The 12491-nt window shown below is 45.0% G+C and carries 13 protein-coding genes and 1 pseudogene; 8 read left to right on the top strand and 6 right to left on the bottom strand.

What is annotated here, in order from left to right; all coding sequences use genetic code 11:
* The first annotated feature begins 13 nt into the window (after positions 1–13).
* The 4 genes from NQS30_RS00975 (at position 14) to NQS30_RS00990 (ending at position 4148) form a co-directional block, all read left to right on the top strand.
* The gene (locus NQS30_RS00975; protein WP_124692688.1) at positions 14–2020 is read left to right on the top strand and encodes a T7SS effector LXG polymorphic toxin; all 2007 of its coding nucleotides are present in this window, start codon (positions 14–16) and stop codon (positions 2018–2020) included.
* A complete protein-coding gene (locus tag NQS30_RS00980; protein WP_015240733.1) occupies positions 2020–2505 on the top strand; it encodes a hypothetical protein in 486 nt (161 codons plus the stop codon). Before NQS30_RS00975 ends, NQS30_RS00980 begins: the two co-directional genes overlap by 1 nt.
* A gap of 180 nt (positions 2506–2685) precedes the next feature.
* Positions 2686–3339, top strand: a complete 654-nt coding sequence (locus NQS30_RS00985; RefSeq protein WP_015240732.1) for a hypothetical protein — start codon at positions 2686–2688, stop codon at positions 3337–3339.
* A gap of 92 nt (positions 3340–3431) precedes the next feature.
* Entirely contained in the window at positions 3432–4148 is a 717-nt protein-coding gene (locus tag NQS30_RS00990; RefSeq protein WP_015240731.1) for an endonuclease V, read from the top strand.
* Positions 4149–4305: 157 nt separating this feature from the next.
* Here NQS30_RS00990 and chrA read toward each other — a convergent pair whose 3' ends face one another.
* From chrA to chrS, 3 genes are read right to left on the bottom strand one after another with little or no spacing between them, the layout of a single operon-like run.
* Positions 4306–4842, bottom strand: a complete 537-nt coding sequence (gene chrA, locus NQS30_RS00995; protein WP_015240730.1) for a chromate resistance efflux protein ChrA — start codon at positions 4840–4842, stop codon at positions 4306–4308.
* Entirely contained in the window at positions 4839–5429 is a 591-nt protein-coding gene (gene chrB, locus NQS30_RS01000) for a chromate efflux transporter subunit ChrB (RefSeq protein WP_218791401.1), read from the bottom strand. The genes chrA and chrB overlap by 4 nt, the downstream gene beginning before the upstream one ends.
* 13 nt (positions 5430–5442) lie before the next feature.
* Positions 5443–5919: a chromate efflux transcriptional regulator ChrS gene (gene chrS, locus NQS30_RS01005; RefSeq protein WP_007407537.1), complete on the bottom strand. Its 477-nt coding sequence runs from the start codon at positions 5917–5919 to the stop codon at positions 5443–5445.
* Positions 5920–6126: 207 nt separating this feature from the next.
* Here chrS and ggt point away from each other — a divergent pair, with 207 nt between their 5' ends.
* Complete coding sequence (ggt, locus tag NQS30_RS01010) at positions 6127–7704, top strand: gamma-glutamyltransferase (protein WP_015240728.1); 1578 nt, start codon at positions 6127–6129, stop codon at positions 7702–7704.
* A 10-nt stretch (positions 7705–7714) separates the two neighbouring features.
* On the opposite strand, the pseudogene NQS30_RS01015 reads toward ggt, so the two are convergent.
* From NQS30_RS01015 to NQS30_RS01025, 3 genes and pseudogenes are all read right to left on the bottom strand, one after another.
* Positions 7715–8008 (bottom strand): annotated as a pseudogene (locus NQS30_RS01015) (hypothetical protein); the annotation flags it as partial.
* A gap of 164 nt (positions 8009–8172) precedes the next feature.
* On the bottom strand, positions 8173–8793 hold the full coding sequence (locus NQS30_RS01020) for a flavin reductase family protein (protein WP_012118614.1): 621 nt from the start codon (positions 8791–8793) through the stop codon (positions 8173–8175).
* A 156-nt stretch (positions 8794–8949) separates the two neighbouring features.
* Positions 8950–9519 carry a CotG/ExsB N-terminal domain-containing protein gene (locus NQS30_RS01025; RefSeq protein WP_117363998.1) on the bottom strand — a complete coding sequence of 190 codons (570 nt, stop codon included), beginning with the start codon at positions 9517–9519 and terminating at the stop codon, positions 8950–8952.
* A 140-nt stretch (positions 9520–9659) separates the two neighbouring features.
* Here NQS30_RS01025 and NQS30_RS01030 point away from each other — a divergent pair, with 140 nt between their 5' ends.
* The 3 genes from NQS30_RS01030 to NQS30_RS01040 all read left to right on the top strand — a co-directional run bounded on the left by NQS30_RS01030 (position 9660) and on the right by NQS30_RS01040 (position 12486).
* Positions 9660–10754 (top strand): CotH kinase family protein, encoded by a 1095-nt coding sequence (locus NQS30_RS01030; RefSeq protein ID WP_025285385.1) that lies wholly within the window; start codon positions 9660–9662, stop codon positions 10752–10754.
* A 122-nt stretch (positions 10755–10876) separates the two neighbouring features.
* Positions 10877–11770 carry a hypothetical protein gene (locus NQS30_RS01035; protein ID WP_015240724.1) on the top strand — a complete coding sequence of 298 codons (894 nt, stop codon included), beginning with the start codon at positions 10877–10879 and terminating at the stop codon, positions 11768–11770.
* Between the two features lie 41 nt (positions 11771–11811).
* Positions 11812–12486: a hypothetical protein gene (locus tag NQS30_RS01040; protein WP_007407530.1), complete on the top strand. Its 675-nt coding sequence runs from the start codon at positions 11812–11814 to the stop codon at positions 12484–12486.
* Positions 12487–12491: the final 5 nt, after the last annotated feature.

Below are 12491 nucleotides of genomic sequence, written 5' to 3' on the forward strand. Positions count from 1 at the left end.
AAAGGACTTGCCGATGAGCAAAGTGTTTGAATCACAATCGTTAACGGACGAAGCAGATAAGAGAAAGAAACAATACGAAGCCCTTGAAGAGCAGCTGCGTGCGCTCAAACAAGCCTTTCAAGGCGTGGCCGATCTGGGTGATGCTTTGAAAGGGAAAGGCGCAGACAATATAAAAGATTTTTTTCAGGGACAAGCGGAAATCGCCGACAGCTGGCTGACGCTTGTCTCTGCTCAAATTGCGTTTTTAAATGGCATTTCAGGTGACATTAAAGATCAAGAACTCAGCGATACATATGTGGAGACTTCATTTTTGGAGCATGAGCTGCCCAACGCGGATTTGAAAGCTTCAGAGATTGTCTCCGCTCATAAAGCAGAAATCGATTCAATTTTGTCAGGCATCAGCGATATTATTCATCTCGACACATATACGCTGGATGATTACGCTGATAAAATGGGCGATGCCCAGAAAACCAGACGTGACACGATCACGGCAGTCGATACGCTTGATGAATCCCTGACTGCTGAATATCAAAACTTAGAATCTCTGGACAACGCAGTGCTCAGCAAATATTCTGTTCTCATGCAGGCCACCAGCAACGGGAAAAGCGCATCCCCTATGTACTATGACAAAAAAGCCTTCCACAGCAATGAAATCTACAAAAGCGTCACGGCGACAGAAAAACAGGGAACGGACTATATTGACGCAAAAGCCCAGCAGGCCGAAGCAAGACGGCTTCAGGAAAAGGCTGAAGAAGAAGCCAATAAACCATGGTACGAAAAAACATGGGACGGCATCTGCAACTTTACCGGCGAAGTCACCGGCTATTATGATTATAAAAGAGCAGCCGAAGGCGTTGATCCGGTGACTGGAGAAAAGCTCTCCACCGCAGAACGCGTCACAGCAGGAGCGATGGCCGCCGCCGGATTCATACCGGTCGTCGGCTGGGCGGGCCGCGCTTTCAAAGGCGGAAAAGCCATTTACAAAACCGGAAAAACCGTCATTGCCGCAGAACATGCTTTAGATGCCTATAAAACCGGAAAATCCTTAGACATTCTCAAAATGACAGAAATGGGCGCATACGGCCTTGTCGCCTCAAACGGATTCACAGAAGCCGTCACAGGCCGGGATATGTTCGGAAACAAAGTGTCTGAGGAGAAGCGGAAGCAAGGGGCGCTGGAAGCTGCGCTGAGTTTGGTTGGAGCCGGTGCATTGGCGAAGCATGTAAACAAAGGCATACCGCTTGCAAAATCGCCGCAAGCATCAAAAGTTGAAAAAGGGAAAAAGATTCTAGACCAAGTAAAAGAATTCAAAGTACCGACGAATGTAAAAATTCGTGTCCACAAGACTGTCACACCGGATGGCGCAACTTTCCCAATCATTCATGCTGATGTGAAAACGACTGCTGTGAAAGATCTTGGGGTTGTGAAGATGGCGGGTAGTGGTAGCAGTGGAAGCACTCCCACAAGATTAATTCCAGGAACTCCAGGAAAGGTTACAGGAGGGAGTTCAACTAAATTAGGTAAAAATATGTTTGAGCAAATGGGACTTCCACGTTCAACAAAACGTACTCCATATCAGGCTCAACATATTATACCGAAGGAGTTTCGAAATCATCCTGTTTTGAAGAAGTTAGGAATGGATATGGATGATGCTTCAAATGGTTTTTTCTTAAGGGTACCGGAGGATGATATAAGTGCTACTTCACGGCATAAAGGATATCATTCAGTATATAGTAGTTTTGTGAGAAAAAAATTAGATGAGATCGATGTTAACCAAAGTGTAGACGTCATTGAAAAACAGGTATATGGTTTACAACAAAAATTAAGAGAATTACAAGAAAAAGGGTTGCCTCTTTATATGAGGGACGATTATTTACAAACAGAATTAAAGAAAATAAAGGAGAAAGGATTCGAAGCATATAAATTAGAAAGGAAAGAAGATAGCGCCTCAAGAAAACCTGTTTGGAAAAGAGGCGGTGGAGCGACAGTAGATCTTTGGGAAAGGTGGTATAACAAGTAATGAATTTTGGGAAATATCATAATCTAGTGGAAGAGGTAATTGAATTTTCGAAAACCTTTAAACCTATAAAATCAGTTAATGTATCTAATTTTACTAAAATAATTAATGATCAAAAACAGGCTGAATACTTGGCTTATGAAGAAGTATATGGAGAAGACGAATATACATGGAAAGATATAAGGGAAATTGAGATGAGTGAAGTATGGGGGCGATTTTACGAATTAGAAGATAATCAAAAGCCGGAAAATATAGACTCGTTATTAGATATTTTTTCTGAAAACATCAGAAGTGCCTCTACTGGATATAATGCCTTTTTTGAAGATATCGTAGCTGACTTAAACAATTGTGCTATTAATAGAGCAATTAATGGTAATACAAATAATTTTTTTGAAAAAGTTTTTGAAATTTATAAAGCTGGTTATTTTCCGTGTGGTTGGAATGGCGATTATCCTAACGGGACTTTTATGGCCTTGAATAAAGCTTAAGAGAGGTTTTAAACGAAACGTCAGTCTATGACTAAACCAAGGGCTGGCGTTTTTGTTTCTCATTAGGAGATGCCTTGTTTACTGATGTATTAGAATTGCTATAGTTAAGAGCTTGCCGTGTTGTCATCGGCAAGTTTTTTTATAGATAATATAACAATGTGGAATACAAGGAGAAGCAGGATGGACAGAGATCAAATTTCTCAATTGCAGCCATTGAAAATCTGTAATGGTTGGTCTGTAGTACAGAACAATTTAAATTCAGAAAAAAGAATGGAAGAAAAATATGAATTATTAAACCTCCAAAATGAGAAACGAAATGCATTAATTAAGGTAATTTATGAAAGTGAACAATATCATATCAAATTAATAAGCTTGAAAAAGGATAAGATTTATAAAGAAGACTCTTTTAATGAAATGGAACAATTATTGGAAGAGTTAGAATATCAAATCTGGACTGTGGGTAGTGGGGTTTTAGAGGGTTTGCAGCAGCTAAGCCAACATGTTCCCAATTTCTTAAGGCTTAAGATACCGGCGGGTTGGACTGTTGATTATATTACATTAAAAGATACTGACCCTAAAACTCTAGAGGAAAATGATGATGCTTGGTTATTTGACTTTAATCAAGACCTCCTGCAGATTTCTCATAAAACTAAAAATTTGCTGCTTGATGTAGGGTGGTACCCAGAAGGCGATCCAACTGGAAGTTATGGCATTGAACTGATAAAAAACGAAGATTGGGAAAATCCTTTAGAAGATATTATGTGTACTGAACTTAAAGAATTACTTAAACAATTGAACCTTATTTTTATGAAAGAAATGAAAAATGAATTTTAATAAAAGATATAATTTGTTGAAGGAGTCTTCGCTAGATCGACACATAGGACGATTGAGAGCGAAGACTATTTTAAGAGAGGAAAACAAGTGAAATGAAAATACATCAAATTCACGATTTAGATCTAAATGATGAATCGGACTTTATTCAAACACAACAATCCCTAATACATAAAATTAACCTATCCCCCGTCATCCATCCAGACTCCGTCAACACATGCGCAGGCGTCGACCTCGCTTATTGGGAGCAGGACGGGGAACCGTACGGCGTATGCAGTATCATCGTGATTGACGCTGATACAAAAGAAGTGATTGAAAAAGTGCACAGCATGGGGAAAATCAGCGTGCCGTATGTTTCCGGTTTTCTTGCGTTTCGCGAGCTGCCGCTGATCATTGAAGCGGCCGAAAAGCTGGAGGCGGAGCCGGATGTGTTTTTGTTTGATGGCAACGGGTATCTGCACTACAATCATATGGGCGTTGCCACCCATGCGGCTTTTTTTCTGGGTAAGCCTACAATTGGGATTGCGAAAACCTATCTCAAAATCAAAGGATGCGATTTTGAGATGCCCGAAAATGAAGTCGGCGCCTACACCGATATTCTCATTGACGGCGAGGTATATGGCCGGGCGCTTCGGACACGTTGGGACGTGAAGCCTATCTTCTTGTCTTGCGGACATAACATTGATTTAGAAAGCAGCTATCAGATCACAATGAAAATGATCAATCGAGACAGCAGGCTGCCGATCCCTGTCCGTCTGGCTGACCTTGAAACGCATGTTTTGCGAACGTTTTATCGGAAAAATCACGTGTAACACTTGCAGTCCGGGAGGCTGCAAATGTTTTTTATTGATCAAGCCATCTGGGAGGATGACAGGAATCACATGTAAGAAGCATAGACGAAGAAACAGTTATCTATATCGAACAACATATCGGGACTGAAACAAAAAGCACCTGTCCAGGTGCTTTTCTTTATAAATGAGGAACCACAAGCCCTCCATACAAAAACGCCGCGATAATCAGGAAGGCCGGATGCATCTTGAATTTTGTCAAGGCAAGGAGGGAAATCCCCGCAATCACTATCGCTTGAACCCAGCCGATCGCTTTGATGCCGTCTGCGCCGATTTGCCAGGTAAGAATGAGCATCATGACGGCGATGACAGGCTGGACGGACAGCGTCATACCTTTGATGACGGGAGATTGGCGGAAGCGCTGAATGATGCGCAAGAGGACGATCAATGCGAGCGCCGACGGTACGACGGTGGCGATCAGCGCAATCAGGAACCCGGGCCACCCGCCTGCGCTGTAGCCGACATACGCCGCGATTTTGGTGGCGATCGGGCCTGGCAATGCGTTCGCAAGCGCGAGCATATTTGAGAATTGATCGTTTGAGAGCCAGCTGTATCTGTTGACGACTTCTTCAAACATCAGCGGGATTGACGCCGGTCCGCCTCCATATCCGAGTGCGTTTGCGACAAAAAACGCCATAAATACATAAATCATGATCATGAGGCCGACATTCCTTTATCTTTTGAACGTTTATTTGTGATTTTGTCTTTCAATTTAAAATGAAACGCGCCGTATGCTAAGAAAATAATAATGACAAAGCCGGGATTGATCTGTAACGTTTGCAGGCCGATAAAACCGATGATAAAAAACAGAATGCCGGTGACCCAGCCGAAACCTTTAAGCGCTTTTTGGCCAAACTCGTACGCCATAATGCCGAGCATGACGGCGATTACCGGTGTTACGGCGCCAATCATGCCGGCAACAATTGCTGAGTGGCTTAAGACATTGACAGCCGCAAACAAGCCCGCCATAGCAAGGCATGTAGGCAGAATATGGGCAAGGGTTGCCACGATTGCGCCTAACGTGCCTTTCAGCTTAAAGCCCAGATACGCGGCCATTTTTGTGGCAATCGGTCCGGGAAGCGCATTTGCGATCGCTAATATTTCTCCGAATTCATCATCATCTATCCATTTGTATTTATTGACGGCTTCATGGCGGATGAGCGGGATCACCGACGGGCCGCCCCCGAATCCGAAAATGCCCGTTCGGATCATCGCCGCCGTAATGTCCCAATAGGGATGTTTCATGGCTATGTCCTCCTTACAGCTTCATGCCCGTTCTGCTTTTATACCGTTTAATCAGCATTTGGCAGTCGACGCTGACGACGCCTTTTTGCGTATAGAGCCGTTTTGTCAAAAACTCTTCCATCTCCTGATCATTTGCGAAAATGCCGTGCATATGCAGCTTGCTCGGTCCGGTCATATGATAAAGGCTTGTCACGGCCGGCTCCTTTTCAAGCTTTAATGCGGTTTCCTCCAAATACTGCGGCTCTACCTCCACATTAAAAAACACGGACACATGGCGGCCGATTTTCGCCGGGTTGATGACAGCGGTGAATTTTTCAATCACACCGGCATCCAGTAAATGCTGAATGCGGTGCTGAACCGCCACTCGCGACAGGTTAACCCGCTTTCCTACGTCTGTATAGGAAATCCTCCCTTCCTCGTGCAAAATCGAAAGAATCTGTTTATCCGTTTCATCAAGGACAAGATTCGGAATGCTGTATTCATGTTCCAACCCGCTTCACCTTCCTTCATTTGGTAGACATTATTGTATCATGAAACGTTACGGTATGAAGGGAGAAATTTTTTATTGTTTTCGATACGTAATGACTTAGAATTATTTCTTATCGAAAAGTAAATAGTGTGTGAGATTTTCTTTCAGGAATGTGGATGGCCGCGAAGCCGCTTTTTATACTTGAGAAAATTTGTAAAGGGGCTTGCCATGAATACTTCAACCATCGGAACGAAACAAATGGTCGTCAGTCCGCATTATCTCGCTTCTCAGGCGGGGGCCGGCATTCTGGAAAAGGGCGGAAACGCGTTTGACGCGGCAGTGGCGGTCAGCGCCTGTCTGGCAGTCGTGTATCCGCATATGACGGGCCTTGGCGGGGATTCATTTTGGCTCACTTACCATAAAGAAACGGGACGAATCAAAGCTTATAACGGAAGCGGCCGTTCAGGGAAGCATGTGACGAGAGACTTGTATCGGGGCAGAGAAGCGATCCCTCTGCGCGGGACAGAAAGCGCCATTACCGTTCCGGGAATGGCGGACAGCTGGGATGCCGTGCTTTCGGCGTACGGGCGTCTTTCGCTCGCTGAGGTGCTGAAGCCAGCTCTTGATTATGCGGCAAACGGATTTCCGGTCTCTGCCGACCAATGCGCCCACACAGAACGCAATCTCGCTCTTTTAGCCTCGACGCCTTACACCTCGGCCATTTATACGAGAAACAAAAAAGCGCCCATGCCCGGTGAACGGTTTGTCCAAAAGGATCTGGCGGCCAGCTTGGAGCAGCTTGCCGAGAAAGGCAGAAGCGCTTTTTATGAAGGAGACCTCGCTCAACGCATCACATCCTTTTTGCAAAACAACGGCAGCCGTCTGACACTTGATGACTTTAAAGCCCACCGCGGCGAGTGGACGAACCCGGTATCCTCCGATTACCGCGGGTGCAAAATCTATCAGGCTCCGCCGAATTCACAGGGCTTTACAGGCTTAATGACGCTCAATATATTGGAAAACTATGATTTTTCTCAGATCGAACATGGTTCCTTTGACTATTATCATCTGCTGATCGAGGCGCTGAAGAAGAGTTTTCAGCACCGGAATGAAGTGCTGACTGATCCGGCATTTTCTCATATTCCGCTGGATCGGCTGCTTGATAAACGGTATGCAAAGCAGCTTGCGGAAGAAATCGGTAACGTGGCTGCGCCGGCGGTAAGCCAGCCGGTCGGAAGCGACACAGCTTATGCCGCCGTCGCCGATGCGGAAGGAAATGCCGTTTCCTTTATTCAGAGCCTCTATTTCGAGTTCGGATCTGCCGTTACAGCCGGGGAGACGGGCATTCTGCTGCAAAACCGCGGGTCATTTTTTTCGCTGGACGAATCCCATGTCAATACACTTGAACCCTGCAAGCGGACGTTCCACACCCTCATGCCGGCGATGGCCTGTAAAGAAGGAAAGCCTCACATCCTGTACGGAACCCAGGGAGGAGAAGGCCAGCCGCAAACTCAGACAGCGATGATTACGCGCATCATTGATTACAAAATGGACCCCCAGCAGGCGATCAATGAGCCGCGCTGGGTCTGGGGACGGACATGGGGAGAGGAGTATGAAGGGCTGAGGGTTGAAAGCAGAATCAGCCCTGAGACGAGAGAAGCTCTAAGGCAGAGCGGCCACCGCGTCGAGACCGTTGGTGATTTTGACGGGCTTATGGGCCATGCGGCAGCGATCGTCATTGATGAAGAAGGCTTTCTCCAAGGCGGGGCCGACCCGCGCGGCGACGGAGCGGCCGCAGGAGTATAGAGCTACGCTGACTGATGAAAAAAATAAGCACGCCAAGCGCGGCAGAAAGACCCGCGTAAAACGAATCGTACACATATTGCTTTTCCTCCCGCCGGTGCCGCCATTCCATTATGCCGCTGCAGCAAAATAGAAACAACTCCCGCAAATACGTACATTTCATTGAAAAAAGTCACCGCTGCGATGCCCGTAATAAGCAGTGTGATTTCGATTAATCGATATTGAGAACTTTGACGGCAAATACTTGAAACATAAGGCTGAGCAAAATAAATACGGCTGAAAAAATCAGTAACTGAATGAAATCCATCATCTTCCTCCTAAAAATGTGTCTCTCGTTTCATACGAGTGATGGCCTTGTAAGTTTCGGCATTCTATAAGACATTAGGCTGAGTTACATGGTAAAAGACTCAAAAAGACCCCTTGCGAAAGGGGTCTTTTTGACTAGTTTCTTCTATTATAATGGTTCCTGCTTCAGGTCGGGCGGACAAGCGTATATGTCTTCCCGAGTCTGGCGTATTCATTCCCCGCGAGCCTTGCCGCAGGCTTCAGCTCATCTGTCCGTATGTAGCCTTTATCGGCGTCATATACTTGGTCATTCAAATGAAAACAAACGACTCTGCCGATGATGAGGTCTGTCGTCGTTTCTCCGCTGTCATTTTGGAACGGAAGATGGCGTTCGAGTATACATTCAAACCTCACTTTTGCTTCTTTTATACCGGGAACGCTGATGCAAGCGCTGTCTGTCACAGAAAGGTCTGTCATGCCAAGTTCACTGACATCAGGATCAAGCCTTGCCGCCGTTTTGTTAATGTCTTCAATAATGGACTCATCACTGACGTGCACAACGAATTCCCGATGAGCGAGTGCGTTTCTCGCGGTGTCTTTCTGCCGACCGTCCGCGCGGCTGACTGAGATGGCCAGAAGCGGCGGTTCTGCGGAGACAACGTTATAGAAACTGAAGGGCGCCGCGTTTACGGCGCCGTTGATGGATGACCGCGTAGTGACAAATGCGATCGGCCGGGGAACGACTGTGCCCGAAAGCAATTTGTAAGTGTCTTTTGCGTTCAGTTCGTCTGCTCGTAAGATATGCATGATTTCGGCCGCCTTTCTTTATCGTATGACCTGATTATACAGAAAGAAAATTCGGAAACACAACAAAAGAAAACCGGCTGCATATCTTATCACGTGGCATATATCTGATTGAGGAAAAAGGCTTCCGTTTAGCCGGCAGCCTATTTACGAATGGTGTTACTTGTAGTTTTTCTTTACAACCCAGATGTTCCCGTCTTTCCAGTACTCTGTTTTGCTGCAGTAATCGTCTTTTTTGCAAGGGTCTTTTTTCTGAGGACGATAAGGTTTTTTCTGCGTGCGTTTTTTCTTGCGGCGGCATGATTTCTTGTGGCTGCGAGATTTTTTGTGAGACCGGCATGATTTTTTACGGCTGCGAGATTTTTTGTGAGAGCGGCGCGATTTTTTATGGCTGCGAGATTTTTTGTGAGAACGGGATTTTTTATGGCTGCGAGATTTTTTGTGAGACCGGGATTTTTTATGACTGCGAGATTTTTTGTGAGAACGGGATTTTTTATGGCTGCGAGATTTTTTGTGAGAGCGGCACGATTTTTTATGGCTGCGAGATTTTTTGTGAGAGCGGCACGATTTTTTATGGCTGCGAGATTTTTTGTGAGAACGGGATTTTTTATGCTTGCGAGATTTTCTCTTCTTACTGCTTTTTGGTTCTTGGTACAAATAATCTTCCAATCCCTCGGTGCTTGCGGACTTTACTGCTTCTTCGATATCAGAATGGGAATAGTGGCCCATTTTGAAACCTCCTCATGATATATGTTTTAAGGATGCGATCCTTACTACCACATAGTACGCATGAATGAAAAAAGTGTATGTGTGATTCGCTGAGTTTTATATAAAAAGCACAGCCTAAATTAATACAGGGAGGTTTACTGATGAAAGACCAATCAACATTGCCTCTATACCAGCTGTTTATTCACCCGAAAGACTTAATGGAGCTGAAAAAAGACATTTGGGATGATGATCCGGTGCCCGCGGTGCTGAGAGTGAATCAAAAACGGCTTGACATTGATCTGGCGTACCGCGGCTCGCATATAAGAGATTTTAAGAAAAAATCGTATCATATCGCTTTTTATTCGCCGAAAACATTTCGCAGGGCGAAAGAGATACATTTAAACGCTGAATACAAAGATCCGTCGATGATGCGGAATAAGCTGTCTCTCGATTTCTTCGCGGAGCTTGGGACGCTGTCACCAAAGGCGAATTTCGTAACCCTGCAAATCAATGGCAGACATGAGGGGGTGTATCTTGAGCTGGAGTCAGTGGATGAATATTTTCTGGCGAAACGGAATTTGGCGGACGGCGCTGTTTTTTACGCGGTTGATGACGACGCCAATTTCTCCCTCGTCAGTGATCTGGAGCGGGATACGAAAACATCGCTCGAACTTGGTTATGAAAAGAAAACGGGAACGAAAGAAGACGATTTATACTTGCAGGATATGATCTATAAAATTAATACCGTGCCGAAGTCAGAGTTCAAGGGGGAGATCGTCAAACACTTGGACGCCGATAAGTATTTGCGGTGGCTTGCGGGCATCGTGTTTACCTCAAACTACGATGGATTTGTCCATAATTATGCTTTGTACCGGAATCATGAAACGGGACTTTTTGAAGTCATTCCGTGGGATTACGATGCGACGTGGGGAAGAGACATTCATGGTGATCGGATGGAGGCCGATTATGTCAGAATACAAGGGTTTAATACCTTGACTGCAAGGCTTCTGGATGAACCGTATTTCCGCAAAGCGTACAAAAGGCTTTTGGAAGAGACGCTTCAGACCCGGTTTACCATTGAACATATGAAGCCGAAGGTCATGTCACTGTATGAGCAGATCAGGCCGCATGTCGCGAAGGATCCATATAAGAAAGAAGAGATGGATTGCTTTGACCGGGAGCCTGAAGTGATTTGCGAATACATTAAGGAGCGGTCAGCCTTCATCAGCAGTGAGTTAGAGCGGTGGAATATCTGATTTGGAAATGAAGAAAGATTTTTTACAAATAGGCTGGTGAATCAGTTCCCGAAAATAATCGTGATACGTATATATGCATTATGCTTTTTACATTATGAGAAAAATGACTAGGAGGACAATAGATGAAACGCAATACGAAGCGGCAGCGGTCTGATGACAACTTTTTGCATGCGATGGAAGGAAAAGTGATTACTGTCTACCGGGGAGGCCCGGAGTCCAAGACAGGGAGATTAGCAGACATTCAATCGGATTATATCGCTCTTCAGGTTGATAATAAAATCGTTTATTATCAATGGAAACACGTGAAAAGTGTGACGGAAAATACGAGTGAAACCGTATCGCCGGCCGAAGCGGCAGAATGTGAAAAAGCTGATGATTTTCAAGACCTGATCAGCCGGATGACCAATCGCACGGTGCAATTGAATCAGGGAGGTCCCGAATCGAAAAGAGGAAAGCTTCACGAAACAGGGGATGATTTTCTCGTGCTGGAAACGGAAGATGACGGAATTGTATATTTTAACGCCGACCATGTCAAAAGCATCAGCGCGGAACAAGAAGAGGACGGCCAAGAGGAGGAGCGCCCGGAATTTGAAATGGCTGATGATTTTCACGGCATATTTAAACGCCTGATCCACAAATGGGTATCCATCAACCGCGGAGGTCCTGAAGCAGTTGAAGGAATACTTGTGGATAATTCCGACGGCCACTACACTCTTGTGAAAGATAAAGAAGTGCTGCGGATTTATCCTTTTCATATCAAGAGCATCAGCGAAGGGGCAAAAGGAGCAGCTAAAAAAGAGGAGAATAAAGACGACGAGAATAAAGGTGAGAAAGAGAGCGCCGAAGAAGAAAAGCCGCATGAAGAAGAATCACGCGAAGAGCAGCGTACTTCCTCCAAAAAGTCGAAAAGATCATCAAGATCCGTTCGATCCTCAAAACGGGAGAAAGAGGTCTCTTATAGCTACGCCACTGTATTAAGGACAATAGATTATCGGTGGAAACGCGGCCGTAAATGATTGGAAAGATTGTCCGTAAACGCGGGAGAGGGGGGAATGAAATGGCTGGATTAAGCAGATTTCTGGATAAACAAGTCGATATTGAGATATCGGGGAATACGACATTTTCAGGAACTCTTTTGGATATCGGTCAGGATATCATTGTGATTCATGACGGCCGGACGTTTCTTTATATTCCGCTGCTGCACCTTCAGCGAATGACATTGACGCTCCCGGACGAAGAGAATAAAGAACCGTACGCAAGAAAAAAAAGTCCGCATCCCGAAAAACAGGAACATTCCTTTTCTTACCGGAATACCCTCCAGCATATAAAAGGCAGATTCACAGAAATATTTGTTACGGGAGACCGTTCCATTCATGGGTATGTGACAAGTGTTTTAAATGATTATTTTGTTTTCTTCTCTCCGGTTTATAAGACTCTTTTCATCTCGATGCATCATTTGAAATGGCTGACACCCTATTCCGATGAGCAGACGCCGTATACATTAAACAGTTCAGAACTGCCGGTTGTTCCCGCTAATGTGCCCCTTGTCCGGAATTTTGAGGAACAATTAAAAAGATATATCGGGAAGCTGATTATTCTGGATTTAGGAGATATACCGAATAAAGTGGGGCTGTTGCAGGATGTCTCAGATAATATTCTTGAACTGACCAATGCAGACGGCGATACTGTTTTTTGGAAATTGAATCATTTAAAAACCATGCACCTGCCATAAATGAT

Source organism: Bacillus sp. B1(2022) (assembly GCF_040259625.1).
Classification (GTDB): domain Bacteria; phylum Bacillota; class Bacilli; order Bacillales; family Bacillaceae; genus Bacillus; species Bacillus velezensis.